The following is a 15,795-nucleotide window of genomic DNA, read 5'->3' on the forward strand; positions in this document are numbered from 1 at the left end:
GGACGCAGGAGCACCGATGACGCCTGAGACGGCCCCCGGCCCGTCGTCCTGGCCGGAGCTGGTGGCCCGCTGGGCGGGGCCGTACCGCGAGAGCCTGGCCACTTTCGACGATATTCCGATCCGTATGTCCGCAAGTCGGGCGGGGGAGCCCGCCGGGGACCGGCTCGGCGGGTACGATGCCACCACCTCGGCCGTGCTGGTGCTGAGCGGGCCGGCGGCGGCGCGCCCGTTCCTGGCGCTGGTGTCGGCGCAGCTCCCGCGCGCCATCGGTGAGCTGCGTCCCCTCCGCGGCGCTGACACCGCCTTCGCGGCGTGGTGGACGCTGTCGGTCGTGAACGCGGCGGAGTGCCTGGGCGCCGACGTGCCGGAACCGGTGGCGACGCTCGCGCCGGAGTGGCTGCCGGTGCTGGCCACCCGACTCGACGAGTTCCCGGATCGTGAACGGCACGCCCTCGCCCTGGCCTGCGCCGCCGCGGGGCTGCCCCAACGCGTGCGCAGCTTTGCCGACGATGGCGTGAATGCGACCTTCACCCCAGGCGCCACGTTCGGCTTCAACGTCCCCGCCTTCGCCGCCCACCTCGCATCGGCCATCACCGCCCGCGCCGACTACCCCGACGTCGAACCGGCCTGGCTCGAGTTCGTCCACAACTTTCCCATCAAGCTCGACACCGACATGCTCGACTGGCCCGCCCTCCTCTGGGCCGCCCGCGCCGTCTACGCCACCATCGGCGGCATCCCCGTCGCCGAGGTCGGCGACGAGCTCCACCGACTCGTCACCGGCGCATGACCGCGCCAACCGACTCCCCGGAAGACTGGCTCCGGCACGAGAGTGCACAGCTCCGCGCCGCCCGCGCCGCCAGGCCCGGACACTCGATCCTCTTCCCCGACCTCGGTGACGCCACCGTCCGGCGCCAGGTCGTGCGCTGGATGGCCAGCGAGTACGACGCGCCCACCCCCGGCATCCTCGAGGTCCTGCGCACCGCACTCGCAGACCAGGACTGGGAGGTCCGCGCCAGCGCCATCATCGCCGCTGCCCGGCTCCATGCCATCACGCTGCGCAGCGCCGTCCGCGAGGCCGACCTGCCGTCCGCCGGACAGTTCGGGCTGGACGACATCGACGTCCAGCTCCTCATCGGCATGCGCTTCATCGCCGCCACCCTCCTCGGCGCTGCGGAATCCGCCGCCGACGCTGCAGCCATCGTGGCCGCCGACTTCCCCATGCTGCACCACGACCTCGGCGCGCTCGTGCAGCGCCAGCCCTGCCTCCCGACCACCCGGCTGCAACTGTTGCTGCACGCGCTCCTCACGCCGGCGCCCCTGCGTGACGTCCTCCCGGAACAGCTGCCGGCCGGCATCGAGGTCCGCGACGACCGCGCCTTCATTGCCGGCACCGCCATCGAGATGACCTGGCTCGCGCCGGGACGCTTCATCCTCGGTGGTGACGTCTCCCCCGACTCCGACACCGCGGCGATCCGCCACTGGGTGCTGCCACGAGGCATCTTCATCGCGCGCCGTCCACTCGTCGCCACCGACATCGCGCAGTGCGGCGTGCAACCCCCCGCGAACGACGACCTCGGCGCCGAGGTGCAGCTCCGGTTGCGCATGATGACCGATCCGCCGGTGATGCTCACGTTCCCACACGCCGTGGAGGTGTGCGAGGCCCTCTCGGCCGCGCTCGACGCGAACGTCACGCTCCCCGGCGCCGATGAACTCGAGTGTGCGGCACGCAGCGCCGACGGCCGGCGCTACCCGTGGGGCAACGGCATGCAGCGCCTCACCGGCCGTGAACTCTCGCCGCTGAACCTCGAGCGGTTCGCCGCACCGGCCCCGCAGTGGACGTCCACCCGGGCCGCCGCCGGCACGCCGGTCACCCTCGGCGGCCCCACCTCGCCCCTCTGCGCCGCCCGCAGCACCACCCACGCCTGCGCTGCGCTCCGGATCGCGATCCACGCCCCCTGACAGTGCCGGACTCTGCCGTGCCAGGTGGCACGTGTGCAAGTCCCCACCGGTCGCGCCTCTCCCATGCGTACCTCCAACCAATCAGGAGAACTCGCATGACCAACCGTACCCTGCGCCTCGGCGCCGCCGCCCTCGTCACCGTTGCCCTCGCCGCCTGCGCGAAGCCGGCCGACAAGCCCACCGTCGTCGACAGCGCGGCCAACGCCACGCAGACCGTCGTGCCGACCAGCGACTCGACCGCCAAGGTCGACTCCGCGCTGAAGGTCGACTCGACCGCGCCGACCACCGAGACCAAGCTCCCGACGCCGGACACGGCGACGAAGCCGTAACCTCGGAGCACACGTGCAGCGGGGAGGTCACCGGACACGGTGGCCTCCCCGTTGTGCCTCGCGCCGCCGGCTCGTGGGCCGTCACGGCGATCGACTGCCTCCCGAACTTCGACTACACGCCACTAGTGCCGGAACAGGTACGAGAGCTTGATGAAGATGCCGTCGGACTCCCGCAGCAGCCGCGTGTCCAGCACCGTGCCCCGCGATCCCCAGCGGTCGCCATAGCCGATGAAGGCCGTCGTGCCTGGGGTGGGCTCGTACTGCACCAGCCAGTCGGTGCTCAGCGATCGCGTGTGAGTCGGCTGCGACGGCCCGCCGTCCGATCCCGTGATCGGCTGCCCCGTGATCGTGTTGCGCACGGCATCGCTGCGGTTCCCGTTGAACTGCGTCACCACACGGAAGAACACCGTGCGTGACGGCTGGTACTCCGCCTTCAGTCGCGGGATCGTCACGCGGGCATACATGGTGCCATTGGCGCGCGCCAGTCGCGCGTGCGTGAGCATGCCCTCCAGGCGCGTGCCCGGGGTCGGACGCAGTGTCACTGCGGCGGTCGCCCGCCGCACGGTGCCGGCGATCCCCTCGCCGAAGAGCGGCACGTCGCCGGCCTCCACGCTCAGCGAGCCGTTCACGCGGCGAAACACGGGCGTCGTGAGCGATCCCGAGACCGTCCACAGGTTCGACAGGCGGGCGCCCGGCTTCTGCGCCACCAGCTGAACGCTGCCATCCCGCTGGTATATCCCCGAATCGACCGTCACGAAGTCACGCTGCACCGACGGCGACAGGCCCCAGCCGCCGCGCATGGTGATGAAGGTGCCTACCTGCTCGTTTCCCTCGATCATGCCGGCACGCGAGAACGACCCATATCGCCAGATGCGCGACGGACCGGCGAAGATGCTGATGTTCTGGAACAACGACGTCTCGGTGCCCAGGAACGACACGCGATGGAACATGTGTGCCTGCTGGAACGCGCGGCGCGGCACGAACCCGGCACCCGTCTCGAAGTCGTCGCCGACACCGGTGGTCGCCAGGTTGAAGCCCCAGCGCCGGCCGGTGCGATCCAGCTCCGCGTTCCAGATCGGCGCCTGCGTCGACGACCCCGTGCGCGACGTGAACGAGCTGCCGTACTGCACCTGGGCGTAGTAGAGCTTCTGGAAGACGTAGCGCGTGTCGGCTGCCACCACCGTGTTGGTCACCCCGCCGCCGCGCCGGTCGGTCACGGTGATGCCGGCCACCGAGTTCTCGCCGTAGTCGCGGCGCAGTCGCGCGATGTTCACCGCGTCGTAGTGGTCGGACAGCTCGTCCACCGCCGACATCAGTGCCACACCCAGCCGGCCGGTCTTGCCGGTGACCTTCAGCCCGGCGATCGGGTTGTCGATCGTGCGGGAGTACACCAGCTGGTTCGGGGTGGCGAAGAGCTCGATGCCCTCGAGGAAGAAGGGCCGGCGCTCCGGCACGAACAGCGCGAAGCGCTCGTTCGCCGTCACCAGTCCCACGTCCGCCTCCACCTGCGAGAAGTCGGGGTTGATCGTGCCGTCGATGGCCAGCGAGGGGAAGCCGAGCCGCAGGTTCACGCCGGCATCACCCCGCATCGGGCCGCGGGTGAAGTGGCCGGCGCCGTTCTCCGAGCCCACGCTGGCCCCCGTCACGAACGGTTGCACGTCGGTCACCACGCCGCGGTTCACCCGCTCGATCCCCGTCAGCGTGCCGCTCTGCGCCAGGAACGACGATGCGCCGCGCTGCGCATCGGTCCACGTGTCCTCGGCGGTGCGAGACGGGATGCTCCGCAGCACCTGGATGCCCCACGTCTGCACCTGCTCGGCCGAGAACCGGATGCTGCGGAACGGAATCTTCATCTCGATCACGTAGCCGGTGGCCGTGCGCCGGCCGGAGGTGACGAACTGGAAGTCGGGGGCGAAGTCCACGCTGCCACCGAACATGCTGCCGGCGCTCACGGCGCCCTCCGTCCGCACCCCGTCGAGCTGCACCCCGAGGGCGTTCGCGCCGAAGAGGTAGGCGCGACGCCGGTCGTTGAACGTGTCGAGGTAGATCGCGACGCGGTCGTCGTTGGTGACGTTGTCGCGCTTGGAGACGGTCGCGCGCACCGCCGCCGGGTCCGACGCGGTGGCGATGATGCCGAAGTAGATCGCCTGCGCGGTGTAGACCACCCGCACCTCGGTGGAGTCCACTGCCGGCCGCTGGTCCACCGGCTGGTACTGCGAGAAGCCCGTCAGGCGCGCGGCGCCCTGCCATGCCGCGTCGTCCATGACGCCGTCGACCACGAGCGAGTCGTCCACGCGTGTGGGGCGCACCGCCGGGGCGCCGCGCCCGGGGACGGCGAGTGGAGTCGCGGGAGCCTGCGACGTGGCGGCGGAGGCGAACGGCAGGGCGGCGAGCAGTCCCGCGAGCACGCGCGACATCGCGCGCGGACGGGTAGGGGTCAGCAAGAGCATGGTCCTGTGGAGTGATGGCCGATCGGCATCGCCGGCCGGAGCGGGCAAGGTAGCGGACTGCGCCGCAGTGGCGTCACCCGGTGCCGCTGTCCTTGCCCCATCTCGCGATCGGTGGCTACCTGTTCCGGGTTCGTCCGCCTGACGATGGTGTCCCACGCCCCGACTCCTGCATGCCGCTGCACCTGGACACCCCGCTCATCGCGTCGCATCCACTCAGCCGATCGGCGGGACGATCGATCTGGCTCAAGCTCGACGGACTGCAGCCACCCGGGTCGTTCAAGATCCGCGGGATCGGCCACGCCTGCGAGGTGCACCGCGCAGCCGGTGCCACCCGCTTCGTCTCCTCGTCCGGGGGGAACGCGGGCCTCGCCGTCGCCTACGCCGGCCATCGGATGGGCATCGCGGTGGTCGTGGTGGTGCCGCAGACCACCACCGAACGCGCGCTCGCGCTGCTGCGGCAGCATGGCGCCGAGGTGGTCGTGCACGGTGCGTCGTGGCAGGAGGCGAACGAACACGCGCTGTCGCTGGTGGGGCCGGCGGACGCGTTCATCCATCCGTTCGACGACCCGCTCCTCTGGGACGGCCACGCCACGCTGATCGACGAGGTGGCCGCGGCGGGACTGCGACCGGATGCGGTCGTGCTCTGCGTGGGTGGCGGCGGGCTGCTCTGCGGGGTGGCCGAGGGGCTGCAGCGGAACGGGATGGCGGCCGTGCCGATCCTCGCGGTCGAGACCGAGGGGGCCGCGTCGCTGCACGATGCGATGCGCGCCGGCGAGCTGGTCACGCTCGATCGCATCGCCACCGTCGCCACGTCGCTCGGCGCCCGCCGTGTGGCCGCCCGCGCGCTGGCGTGGACACGGGAGCGGACGGTGCACAGCCTGCTCGTGTCCGACGCGAGCGCGCTGCGCGCCTGCGAACGCTTCCTCGACGACCACCGGATGCTGGTGGAGCCGGCGTGTGGTGCGAGCCTCGCGCTGGCCTATGACCACGCCGAGCAGCTGGCCCCGTATGGCACCGTGCTGATCATCGCCTGTGGTGGAGCGACGGCCACGATCGACCAGATCCGGGCGTGGTCGGCGGCCGGCGCGTGACGCGGCCGACGGCGTTTCCCCGGCCCTAGCGTCCGAGCAGGCGCTTCAACTGCGCGATCTGTCCCACGTGGTACGCGTCATGCTGCGCCAGGCCCACCAGCATCTCGCCGAACGTGACACCGGTGCCAAGCGCTGGTTCGCGTGTCTTCCCGACGGCGCGCTGCAGGCGCTGCGCCGGCATGGTGGCCACCGTGTCGGCCACCCGGGCGTGTGCGCGCGTCAGCGCCGCCTTCGCGGCACGCCAGGCGGCGTCCGTCGGTGCGGGCACCGGTGGCCAGTCGCCGCGCGCGGGCGTTGCCGGTGCGGCACCATCCAGCCGCCGCTGCACCTCCTCCGTCCACGCCGTCATGTGCAGCACCAGCTGCCAGATGGAGTGACCACCCGGAATGGGCGTGGCGGCGGCGTCGGCGGCGGACACGCCGCGCAGCATGCGGGTCCGTGAGGTCCCGTACCATGGGTCGCCGTCGTGACCGGCGATGTACTGGGTCAGCAATGGGGATGGCATGCCGGAATCTGTGCCGACGGGTCACCGTCTGGCGAGGGTCTGCCGGCGTGCCGCCTGCCGGTGCTCACCGTGGTGCTGCGACGGTCAGGCCAACCCTGCGGCCGCCCACGTCGTCGCGTTGAAGCCGGCCAGGATCCGCGTGCCCGTATCCAGCAGCGGACGCTTGATGAAGTTGGTGTTCGCGAGGATCAGGTCCCGCGCCGCCGCCGGCGTGAGCGCGGCCTGTTGCCGTGGCGGGAGCTCCCGGTACGCGGTCGAGTTCCGGTTGAACACCACCTCCCAGCCGGCACGATCGAACCAGTCCTGCACCGTCGCCGCGTCCAGCGCGTCACGTCGGTAGTCGATGAAGGTGTAGGCGATGCCGGCGGCATCGAGCCACTTCATCGCGTTGCGGACCATGTCGCAGGACCGGAAACCGTAGAGGCGCATGCGGAGTAGTGACGGGACCAGGCGTGAACCGGGACCGAATGATATCGCGGCGCGGCTGGCCTGTTGGAGTCCTGGTGGCCGAACCTCTGCGCGCCCGGTGGTGCGGTCTCCCGCGGGCGACTCTGGTCGCACCGCCAGCATTGCGATGTCGTTGACACGACTGTGGGCATCGCGCTATTCAGCTTGCCCCCGCACCGGAGCCGCCCGCATGACCGACCTCACCTTCGCGACCGCACAAGCCGACACGCGCCGCGCCTACCTCTGCGGCGCACCGGGTGTGCTAACGTCGGGGCTCGTCTGGCTCGCCGCCGCCGGTACGGCGGCACTGGTCTCCAGTGACAGGGCAGTGCTCGTGCTCCTCCTCGGCGGCGCACTGATCTTTCCCGTCAGCCTGGTGGTCACCAAGCTGCTCGGCGCGAGCGGGAAGCACGCGGCCGGCAATGCGCTCGGCGGTCTCGCCGGAGAGAGCACGGTCTGGCTCATCACAGGGTGCATCATCGCCTACGGTGCGCACCTGCTGCGCGGGTCCTGGTTCTTCCCGGTGATGCTGCTGGTGATCGGCTCGCGCTACTTCGCCTTCCAGACCGTGTATGGCATGCGCACCTACTGGGTGCTCGGCGCGCTGCTGTGGGGGGCGGGCATGGCCATCGCGATGGCGAACGGGCCGGCCGTGGCAGGCGCGCTGGCCGGTGCCGTCATCGAACTTGTCGTCGCAGGCGTGCTCTTCGTGCAGGCGCGACGGCGGAGCGCGTGATGTCGTCGACGCGCCCTTCAAGGGGACGGAGATCTTGAACGGCGTTCAAGGGGACGAGTTCAAGGGGACGGAGATCTTGAACGGCGTTCAAGGGGACGAGTTCAAGGGGACGGAGATCTTGAACGGCGTTCAAGGGGACGAGTTCAAGGGGACGGAGATCTTGAACGGGTCCCCTTGATGCGTCCGGAGTTCAAGATCTCCGTCCCCTTGAAACTCCCGAGCCTCGCTGCCTGCGATAGCTTGCAGCCGTGTCCACCACCTGGTCCGCCTTCGCGATCACCGCTCCCGGCATCGCCCCCGTCACCGCCGCGGAGCTCGACGCGCTCGGCCTCCCGCACGAGGCACCCACGCCCGACGGCGTGGCGTTCCCGGCCGACTTCCGCACCATCGCGCTGACCAACCTCTGGCTCCGCACGGCATCCCGCATCATCGTGCGGCTGGGCGAGTTCAAGGCGCAGGGGTTCGCCGACCTCGAGAAGGGTGCGTCCCGACTGCCGTGGAACCAGGTGCTGCTGCCCGGCCAGCCGATCGCCATCCGGGTGACCTGCCGCAAGTCGCGCCTGTACCACAGCGATGCCGTGGCCGAACGGGTGGCGAAGCAGGTGTCGCGGCACTTCGGCATCGATGCGCCCGTGGTGCGCCTCACCGACAGCGACGACGACGACGCCCCCACCGACGAGGCGCAGCGCATCCTCGTGCGCGTGGTGCACGACGTCTGCACCATCAGTGCCGACACGTCCGGCGAGCTGCTGCACAAGCGCGGCTACCGCCAGGCCGTGGCCAAGGCCCCGCTGCGCGAGACGGTCGCCGCGGCCTGCCTGCTGGCGTGCGACTATGACGCCGGCACCCCGTTCATCGACCCGATGTGCGGCAGCGGCACGATCCCGATCGAGGCGGCGATGATCGCGCGGAAGCAGGCCCCAGGCCGCGCCCGTCCGTTCGCGTTCGAGCACTGGCCCGGCGCCGACCGCGACGTGCTCCCCGGCCTCCGCCGCGCCACGAAGGCCGCCGGTGTCGACGTGCCGGACATCGTGATCACCGGCAGCGACCGCGATCCCGGCGCCATCCGCATGTCGCAGGAGAACGCCGTCCGCGCCGGCGTGGACGCGATGATCGACTTCCACCAGCGCTCCATCGACGCCATCGAGCCCCCCGCCGAGCAGGGCCTCTGGCTCAGCAACGCGCCCTACGGCCGCCGCGTGGGCAACAGCGATGCGCTCACCGGGCTGTTCGTGCAGGTCGGCAAGCTCGCCCGCGGCGCGTTCGCCGACTGGCGCGTGGCGCTGCTGATGGCCGAGGTCTCACACGTGAAGGCGCTGCAGTCACCGACCACCGAGATCCTCCGCACACGCGTCGGCGGGATCCAGGTGGCGCTGCACGGCATCGAGACGTAGCCGGCCGTCTTCGACGGCAAGGGCAACCACTCCATCGCCAAGACGCACGGCGGGCAACGCCCGCTTGGAACGGCAGCACTGCACGCGGTGCAGGTGTCAGGGTGACAGCACCGCGTGCCTCGCCGGCCGCGGCTCTGCACGGCGGCTGACGATCTGGGCGCGCAGCACCGTCAGCATCGGCAGGTTCGCGTCGGCCGTCGGCCACCGCTCCGCGAACGCCCCGATCGTCCGCAGCGCCTCGTCGGGACGCCCGAGCCGGGCCGTGATTCGGGCCATCGCCAGCGGTGCCAGCCGGGCCTTCTGCTGTCCCTCGAGTTCGACGGCGCCGCGCACGACGTCCTGCAGCGCGCGCCGTGCCGCCAGCGCCTCGGGCAGCGCGCCGGACTCCTCGAGCACATGGGCACGCGTGTCGACCAGGTCGGCGATCCCGTCGCCCTGGCTCTCGGCCCGGTTCGCCAGCGGGATCGCATCGCGGGCGCGACCCTGCGCAGCCAGGAGCTCGGCCTCCAGCGCCAGCGTGGCAGCCTGTTCCGCCCGGTCGGAGGCCCGCGTGCGCGCCTTTGCCGAATCCAGCAGCGGCCGCGCGAGTGCCACCTCGCCCAGTCGCAGGAGCGGCTTGCCGGTCCAGTACAACGCCTGGGGTGGAAGTCGCGACGCGCGACCCAGGCGCGACGCCACCACCAGCTGCGCCCGCGCCTCGTCGCGCCGGCCGAGGTCGAGCAACGTGCTGGCCAGCAGTGCACGGTCGCGCACCTCGCTCAGGCGCGACGTGGGCTCGGCCGCGTCGATCTCGATCGCGCGACCAAGCCGCGCCACGGCACTGGCGTACCGCCCCTCATAGAGATCCACGTAGGCCAGCGCGCGCAGCCCGCGCGCCTGCTCCGGCCCGGTCCGAATCGCGATCGCCTCGTGCACCACCCGGGCCGAGTCGCTGTGGCCGAGCAGCAGCAGCACGCGGCCCACCTGCTCGTTCTGCATCGCGCGCTGGAGGAACGCGGTGTCGCGGTCCAGCGCGGCCACGTGGGCCGCGCGCGCGCTGGCGTACTCCCCGAGCCCGACATGGATCGCGGCGACGTTGAAGTGGTCGCTGGCGCCGAGCGTCCGGTGCGCACGCAGGGTGTCGAACGCGGCCAGTGCCTCGCGTGACTCACCCGCCCGCATCAGGTCGTAGCCGAGCATGGCGTAGATGTCGTAGTCGTCCGGATACCGGATGAGGTACGCCCGGTGCAGCGATGCCGCGCGCAGCCAGTCGCCGTTGCCGCGGGCGCTGGTTGCCTCGATCAGCAGGCGCTCGCGTGGCGGCAGCCGGCTGGCCAGTGCCAGCGCGCGCGCCATGTGCGCGTCACCCTCACGCACGTCGTTGAAGATGTACGCGACGTTGGCCAGGCCGGCGCGGGCGGCCGCGAAGCCGCTGTCGAGCACCAGCGCCCCGTCATAGAGCGTGCTCGCATCGCGATACAACGCGCGATTGGCGGCGGCGTTGGCGCCGGCGTACAGGCGGAGCGCCTCGAGTGACGGCGTCGTGGCCCGCGGCAGGGGGATCGCGGCCGCCACGTCCTCGCGCGTGTCACCGAGGTCGCGCCGCAACCGGCCGGCCACCTCGTCGATCGCCTCGAGCAGCGCCTGCGGCGCCACCGTCGTGGCGTAGCTCCGCAGCACGCTGCCGCTGGACGGCTCCAGCACGCGCAACGTGACGATGCGCGTTGCCGCCGCCGGCGTCACGCCCAGGCTCACCACGTAGCGCGCGGACTCGCGCTCCGCGACCTCACCGGCCGTGGCGTCGGTGAGCGGCGCGGTGACCTGCTGGCCCATGCGGCGCAACGTCTCGGCCACCGACTTCGGGCTCACGGCATTCACGCGCGCCGACTGTTGCAGCGCGCTCTGCAGCGCGACCGCCAGGGCACGCGCCGATGCGCTGTCCGCAACCGGCACCTGCACGTCGGCAATCACGATCCGGTCACCGCGCCGCAGCGGGAGCGTTCCCCGGGGTGCCGGTGCGAGCCACGCCGCGCAGGCCGCAACGGCCAACGCGGCCGCACCAGCCGCCCACCGGCGCGGAAGCCCGGCGCGGCGCGGCAGCGCTGCCGTGACCGCCACGTCCGTGACGGTGCTCGCGGTCGGGCGAATGGATGGCATCACGTCCGGCGCCGGGGCCGGCCCGCCCGCTGGCGCCTCGATCGCGGGCTGCGGTGCGGCCGGTGCACGGACCAGTGCCGGGAGTCGTCGCAGCCGTTCGACCTCTGCTGCCACGGCGGGATCGGCCTCGTCACCATCCGCCTGCGCCAGCGCCGCGTAGCGTCGGCCATACGCCACCGCCGCGTCACGGTCGCCATGTTTCACCAGTGCCTGCATGTGCGCCAGCGCGCGGCTCGCGCTCAACGGATCCAGCTCCACCAGGCGCTCGGTCCACCGGAGTTGCGCGTCGATGTCACCGGCGGTCGCCGCCCGCGCCGCGAGCCGGTCGAGTGCGCTGATCACCTGTCGCTGCGTCCGCAGTCGCTCCGCATCCGCCCAGCGGTCGAACTCTCCGGCACCGGGCACGAAGAACCCATCGAGGAATGCGCCCTGATGGAGCGACACCACCGCCTCGTCATCGCCGCGCGACACCGCGTCACGGAACTCCAGCAGGTCGCACCGCATGACATCGGGCACCAGGCTCAGCTCAGCCATTCCCGCAATTGGTGACTGGCCGAGTTCACGCCGGAGGTTGTAGACGATCTGGTTGAGGGCATGGCGGCCCTTGTCCGCCTCGGCGTCGGGCCAGAGGAGCAGCAGCAGCCGCTCACGCGTCACGCCGCGGGGCCACTCCGACGCCACGACGGCGAGCACCGCCAGTCGCCGGCGCTGGTTCGTGAGGTCGGTGGCATCGCCATCGTCGCGGTGCACGCGCAGTCCACCGAACGTGAGAAGTCGAAGCATGGCAAGGACTTTGGCTCGTGTGACCGGCGTGTGACCGTAGCGTGAGGCCCACGCCGTACCCTCAGAGCGAAGGACGTCGGCAACATCGACATCCGCTCGCGGTGCGTGCGACATCGCTCCTGAGGTCTAACGCGGATCGTCACCCCGCGCCATTGGGATCCCGGTCCGATCCCGGCCTCGACGTCACACGCATGCGGAATGAGACACGCGCTGGCAACTCGCCGGCGTGCCACCCACCAGTCCCGAGGGTTCCGACATGCACCCGATCCGCGCGCCGCGCTCACGCCGGCGCACCATGCTCATGGGTTCCACGCTGCTTGCACTCCTGACGGGGTGCGGTGGTGGCGATCCGTCACCAACGCCTCCGGTCCTGCCCGGCACGCTCGCCGTCGCCGTGTCACCCACCACACTGGCGATCACGGCAGGAGCCACCGGTGCGGCCTCCGCCACCATCACGCGCGGTGGCAGCTTCAGCGGCGCGGTGGCGCTCACGGCCGAGGGCGCACCGACAGGTGTCACCGTGACGTTCGGCTCACCCTCGATCGCCGCCGGCGCCACGACCAGCACCATCAGTGTGGCCACCACGGCCAGCGTCACCGCGGGATCGTACCCGATCGCGGTGAAGGCGACCGGCACCGGGGTGTCGCTCGCCGCCGCAACCCTCACGCTCAACGTGTCGGCCGCGGCCGCCACGGGCACGCTCGCGGTCGCCGTTGCGCCCACCACCGCCTCGATCACTGCCGGCACCAGTGGCGCTGCCACGGTCACGGTCACGCGCGGCGGTGGTTTCGCCGACTCGGTCGCGTTCACGTCCAGCGGGGCACCCAGCGGCATGACGGTCGCCTTCACCCCGCCGAAGATCGCCGGTTCCGCCACCACCAGCGCCGTCGCCATCGCGGTCGCGGGCACCGTCTCGGCCGGCACCTATCCCATTGTGATCAGCGCGGCCGGCACCGGCGTGACCACGGCCACGACGACGCTGGGCGTGACCGTCACGCCGGCGGTCGCCGGCAGTGCCATCTCGGTGTCGTACTGCGCTGCCGACGCGCCGATCTGGCTCGCCTACCAGGATGGCACGAGCGGGGCCTGGACACGTGTCACGCCGAACTCGGGCACCAGCACGTATCAGTTCACCGCCAGCAACTCCAGGGTCGGGATCGCTGCCGTCGACACCGTCGGCAGCGGCTACAACCTCTCGATCGTGTATGCCTCACCGGCGGAACACAACGGCGCCGGCGCGACGCTCGGCTTCGGACGCTGCGGTGCGAAGACCGTCAACGGCACCATCGCGAACGTGTCGGCCAGCCAGCTTGCCTTCGTCACGCTCGGCTACAGCACGGCGTTCGTGTCGCCGGCCACGTCCACGAGCTTCCAGCTCTCGAATGTCGCCAGCGGTCCGCAGGACCTGTTCGCCGCCCGTGTGGCCGGTGCCACGCAGCGGCCGGACAAGCTGATCCTGCGCCGCGGTCTCGACATCGCCAGCGCCGGCACCATCCCGGTGCTCGACTTCAATGCCGCCGAGTCGTTCGCGCCCGCCACGGCGACCGTGACGCTCGGCAACCTGGGCAGCGACACCGCCAGCATCTCCACAATCTTCAGCGGCAACCGCGGCTCGGCCTTCGGGTTCATCGGCACGATCTCGCAGTACCTCACCGCGTCCGGTGCGGTGACCTACGACGCCATCCCCGGTGCGCGGCTCAACACGGGTGAGTTGCAGTCACTCTTCGCGCAGGCCGGCGGGTCGAACGCGAGTCGCTTCAGCGGTGTGTACTTCCGGTCCCCGACCAACCAGACCATCACCTTCGGGCCGGCCCTCTCCACGCCGACGCTCACGCGGCTGGCCGGTGGGGCGTACTCGCGGGTGCAGGCACAGCTGCCGCTGCAGTCGGAGTACGCGCGGTCGTTCCAGGCGACGTTCTCGCAGAGCAGCGCGAACCGGACCGTGAACATCACCGTCACCAATGCGTACTCCGGCGGCGCGGCCTGGGACGTGAGCGTTCCCGCGTTCAGCGGCAGCGGCTGGACCGATACATGGGGCCTGCTCAACGGCACCCCGATCAGCTGGAGCGTGTCGGCCAGCGGCGGCGCGATCTTCCTGCTCGACACGAGCGTCGGCGACGGCACCCCCTTCCGCAACGCAGAACGCTCGTCCACCACGCCGTTGCCGTAGCCACGCGTGCGGGCGCCGGTGCGGGTACGTGGCGATGCTGCCACGTGCCCGTGCCGTGCGCCGGTGTGCCCGTCCCGTCACATGCCTGCCATCCACCCTCGCCGGGCTTCCACATGACAACGCCGGTCGCAGGTCGCGTCACAATCGCTGCAGTCTTCCTCGCCGTCGCGTGCACCGGTTGCCTGTCGGGCGGCAGCGAGGCGCGCGCCCGCGACTCGACCGCACTCGAGTCGGAGGCGGAGGATCGCGCGCCAGGTGCGCCGCCGGAGGAGGCTTCCGGCGCCACACCCGCCACCGGTGTCGTGACCGTCACGACCGCGACGCCGTCGGCCGGCGACGGCGTCGTGCGCGCCAGGCGGCGCATACCGCTCGCCTTGCCCGGCGCAGCCCTCGCCTTCTCCATCGAGGGCGAATCAGGCCCGCTGCAGCACGCCTTCCTGGTCGTCGTGGACTCGGGTGGCACCGTGAAGGTCATCACCCATCGGTGGAACAACGCCGACAACAGCGTCGTGGCGCAGACAGGGTGCGGTGCGCGTACGCCCTGCCCAGCCGCACAGGTGCGTGTCGACCAGGGCTCCGGTGCGGTGACGTTCACCAACCTCGTGCTCACCGGGCTCGACGGAAACACCGCCGATCCGGCCACGTCCACGCTCACTGGTACGGTGCGCTGACGGCCCCCGGTTCACTCACCACCATCGCTTCCGTCGGAGCGCGCTGCCGCAGCTGCGGTGGTCCGCAACGGCACCCGCAGGACGCAGCGCGGCGGACCCTGTGCGTCCTTGCCGTTCTCCTTTGCGCCCCTGCGTCAAAGCGGTTGCTCTTCAGCGGCGAAGGACTGCCGGGAGAAGGCGGCGACCTTCCTCACACCTCGTCACGCAGCACCTCCAGCTCGGCAATCACCTCGAAGTCCTTCGGTCGACCCGCTGCGCGCTTGACATGAATCAGCCACGGAAGGTCGAGCAACAGGATGTCGAGTCCGAAGGCGTGCACCACGACGCTGTGCGGCAGCAGGTCCACGAAGCCACCGCCGCCCGTGATCTCGCCCAGCAGGTCGATCGCCCCGGCGCCGGTGGTCAGCGTGAAGTTGAGCCCCCCGCGCAGCGTTGCCACCGACCAGTCGAAAGGCAGCCCCGGTGGCGCACCGCGCAGGTATGGCGACAATGGCGCAAGCGCCGCCACGAGCCGCTCCAGGTTCGACGCGTCGCGCGCGTACACGATGTCGAGATCGTCGGTCAGCCGGGATGACCCGTGCGCGCGCGCGGCCACGCCACCGACGACGATGTACTGCACACCGGCCGCGGTCAGCGCCGCGAGCAGCTGCTCGAGTGGCGTGATCACCGCCTGCGCCGCTGCCGCTGCGTCGCGCCGGCGAGCGTGGCGAGCGACACCTGCCACTCGCCGAGCGACTGCAGGCGCTCTGCCACCGAGCGCCGCCGGTTCTCGCGCAGCGACGCGCGATCGACATCCGCCTTGTACCGCTCGATCACCGGGTCCGCCGCCGGCAGCGGCACCAGGTCGATGTGGATCGCATAGCCCGCGGCGGCGGCTGTCCGCACCAGCGTCGCGACGGTGGCGTTGGCGCTTCCGCCTTCGAGCCGCGCAATCGCCGACTGCGAGGTACCGCAGCGCTCGGCGACGTCCGCCTGCGACAACCCCGCCGCGGCCCGCGCCTCCTGCAGCCGCAGGCCGGCGGTGAGAATATCATACATGCGATGAACAGTACGGGTACGCTATGCAAAGCCGCAAGGCGGCGGCCCGCGGCCGTGGGCGCAGCACCATTGCGGTGGTCGGCAAC

14 protein-coding genes are annotated in these 15,795 nt (G+C 71.4%); 8 read left to right on the forward strand and 6 right to left on the reverse strand.

Features of this window, described 5'->3' with window-relative positions; genetic code table 11:
• Nucleotides 1-16 precede the first annotated feature (16 nt).
• From IT355_06150 to IT355_06160, 3 genes are all read left to right on the forward strand, one after another.
• Complete coding sequence (locus IT355_06150) at nt 17-787, forward strand: hypothetical protein (GenBank protein ID MCC7052831.1); 771 nt, start codon at nt 17-19, stop codon at nt 785-787.
• Nucleotides 784-1,959 (forward strand): hypothetical protein, encoded by a 1,176-nt coding sequence (locus IT355_06155; protein ID MCC7052832.1) that lies wholly within the window; start codon nt 784-786, stop codon nt 1,957-1,959. The genes IT355_06150 and IT355_06155 overlap by 4 nt, the downstream gene beginning before the upstream one ends.
• Before the next feature lie 95 nt (nt 1,960-2,054).
• Nucleotides 2,055-2,288 (forward strand): hypothetical protein, encoded by a 234-nt coding sequence (locus IT355_06160; GenBank protein MCC7052833.1) that lies wholly within the window; start codon nt 2,055-2,057, stop codon nt 2,286-2,288.
• A 122-nt stretch (nt 2,289-2,410) separates the two neighbouring features.
• Here the strand turns inward: IT355_06160 and IT355_06165 are convergent, their stop codons facing one another.
• Complete coding sequence (locus tag IT355_06165; protein MCC7052834.1) at nt 2,411-4,732, reverse strand: carbohydrate binding family 9 domain-containing protein; 2,322 nt, start codon at nt 4,730-4,732, stop codon at nt 2,411-2,413.
• 176 nt (nt 4,733-4,908) lie between these two features.
• Here IT355_06165 and IT355_06170 point away from each other — a divergent pair, with 176 nt between their 5' ends.
• Complete coding sequence (locus IT355_06170; protein MCC7052835.1) at nt 4,909-5,829, forward strand: pyridoxal-phosphate dependent enzyme; 921 nt, start codon at nt 4,909-4,911, stop codon at nt 5,827-5,829.
• 25 nt (nt 5,830-5,854) lie between these two features.
• Here the strand turns inward: IT355_06170 and IT355_06175 are convergent, their stop codons facing one another.
• Entirely contained in the window at nt 5,855-6,334 is a 480-nt protein-coding gene (locus tag IT355_06175) for a DinB family protein (GenBank protein MCC7052836.1), read from the reverse strand.
• A gap of 84 nt (nt 6,335-6,418) precedes the next feature.
• Nucleotides 6,419-6,763: a Spx/MgsR family RNA polymerase-binding regulatory protein gene (locus IT355_06180; GenBank protein ID MCC7052837.1), complete on the reverse strand. Its 345-nt coding sequence runs from the start codon at nt 6,761-6,763 to the stop codon at nt 6,419-6,421.
• A 208-nt stretch (nt 6,764-6,971) separates the two neighbouring features.
• On the opposite strand from IT355_06180, the gene IT355_06185 reads away from it, so the two are divergent.
• On the forward strand, nt 6,972-7,517 hold the full coding sequence (locus IT355_06185; protein MCC7052838.1) for a hypothetical protein: 546 nt from the start codon (nt 6,972-6,974) through the stop codon (nt 7,515-7,517).
• A gap of 248 nt (nt 7,518-7,765) precedes the next feature.
• A complete protein-coding gene (locus tag IT355_06190; GenBank protein ID MCC7052839.1) occupies nt 7,766-8,911 on the forward strand; it encodes a hypothetical protein in 1,146 nt (381 codons plus the stop codon).
• 96 nt (nt 8,912-9,007) lie between these two features.
• Here the strand turns inward: IT355_06190 and IT355_06195 are convergent, their stop codons facing one another.
• Nucleotides 9,008-11,830, reverse strand: coding sequence for a hypothetical protein (locus tag IT355_06195; GenBank protein ID MCC7052840.1), 2,823 nt, complete (start codon nt 11,828-11,830; stop codon nt 9,008-9,010).
• Between the two features lie 256 nt (nt 11,831-12,086).
• On the opposite strand from IT355_06195, the gene IT355_06200 reads away from it, so the two are divergent.
• Both IT355_06200 and IT355_06205 read left to right on the forward strand, forming a co-directional pair.
• A complete protein-coding gene (locus IT355_06200) occupies nt 12,087-14,000 on the forward strand; it encodes a hypothetical protein (protein MCC7052841.1) in 1,914 nt (637 codons plus the stop codon).
• A gap of 113 nt (nt 14,001-14,113) precedes the next feature.
• Nucleotides 14,114-14,671 carry a hypothetical protein gene (locus IT355_06205; GenBank protein MCC7052842.1) on the forward strand — a complete coding sequence of 186 codons (558 nt, stop codon included), beginning with the start codon at nt 14,114-14,116 and terminating at the stop codon, nt 14,669-14,671.
• A 190-nt stretch (nt 14,672-14,861) separates the two neighbouring features.
• Here IT355_06205 and IT355_06210 read toward each other — a convergent pair whose 3' ends face one another.
• Both IT355_06210 and IT355_06215 read right to left on the reverse strand, forming a co-directional pair.
• Nucleotides 14,862-15,338 carry a hypothetical protein gene (locus IT355_06210; protein MCC7052843.1) on the reverse strand — a complete coding sequence of 159 codons (477 nt, stop codon included), beginning with the start codon at nt 15,336-15,338 and terminating at the stop codon, nt 14,862-14,864.
• Nucleotides 15,335-15,709 carry a helix-turn-helix transcriptional regulator gene (locus IT355_06215; GenBank protein MCC7052844.1) on the reverse strand — a complete coding sequence of 125 codons (375 nt, stop codon included), beginning with the start codon at nt 15,707-15,709 and terminating at the stop codon, nt 15,335-15,337. The genes IT355_06210 and IT355_06215 overlap by 4 nt, the downstream gene beginning before the upstream one ends.
• Nucleotides 15,710-15,795: the final 86 nt, after the last annotated feature.

The sequence above is a fragment of the Gemmatimonadaceae bacterium genome (assembly GCA_020851035.1).
Taxonomy (GTDB): domain Bacteria; phylum Gemmatimonadota; class Gemmatimonadetes; order Gemmatimonadales; family Gemmatimonadaceae; genus JACMLX01.

Excerpts from the sequence above, each read along its gene's own strand:
- IT355_06170 (MCC7052835.1), top strand. The coding sequence starts at position 4,909 with ATGCCGCTGCACCTGGACACCCCGCTCATCGCGTCGCATCCACTCAGC.
- IT355_06205 (MCC7052842.1), top strand. The coding sequence starts at position 14,114 with ATGACAACGCCGGTCGCAGGTCGCGTCACAATCGCTGCAGTCTTCCTC.
- IT355_06150 (MCC7052831.1), top strand. The coding sequence starts at position 17 with ATGACGCCTGAGACGGCCCCCGGCCCGTCGTCCTGGCCGGAGCTGGTG.
- IT355_06160 (MCC7052833.1), top strand. The coding sequence starts at position 2,055 with ATGACCAACCGTACCCTGCGCCTCGGCGCCGCCGCCCTCGTCACCGTT.
- IT355_06180 (MCC7052837.1), bottom strand. The coding sequence starts at position 6,763 with ATGCGCCTCTACGGTTTCCGGTCCTGCGACATGGTCCGCAACGCGATG.
- IT355_06200 (MCC7052841.1), top strand. The coding sequence starts at position 12,087 with ATGCACCCGATCCGCGCGCCGCGCTCACGCCGGCGCACCATGCTCATG.
- IT355_06215 (MCC7052844.1), bottom strand. The coding sequence starts at position 15,709 with ATGTATGATATTCTCACCGCCGGCCTGCGGCTGCAGGAGGCGCGGGCC.
- IT355_06175 (MCC7052836.1), bottom strand. The coding sequence starts at position 6,334 with ATGCCATCCCCATTGCTGACCCAGTACATCGCCGGTCACGACGGCGAC.
- IT355_06155 (MCC7052832.1), top strand. The coding sequence starts at position 784 with ATGACCGCGCCAACCGACTCCCCGGAAGACTGGCTCCGGCACGAGAGT.
- IT355_06195 (MCC7052840.1), bottom strand. The coding sequence starts at position 11,830 with ATGCTTCGACTTCTCACGTTCGGTGGACTGCGCGTGCACCGCGACGAT.
- IT355_06185 (MCC7052838.1), top strand. The coding sequence starts at position 6,972 with ATGACCGACCTCACCTTCGCGACCGCACAAGCCGACACGCGCCGCGCC.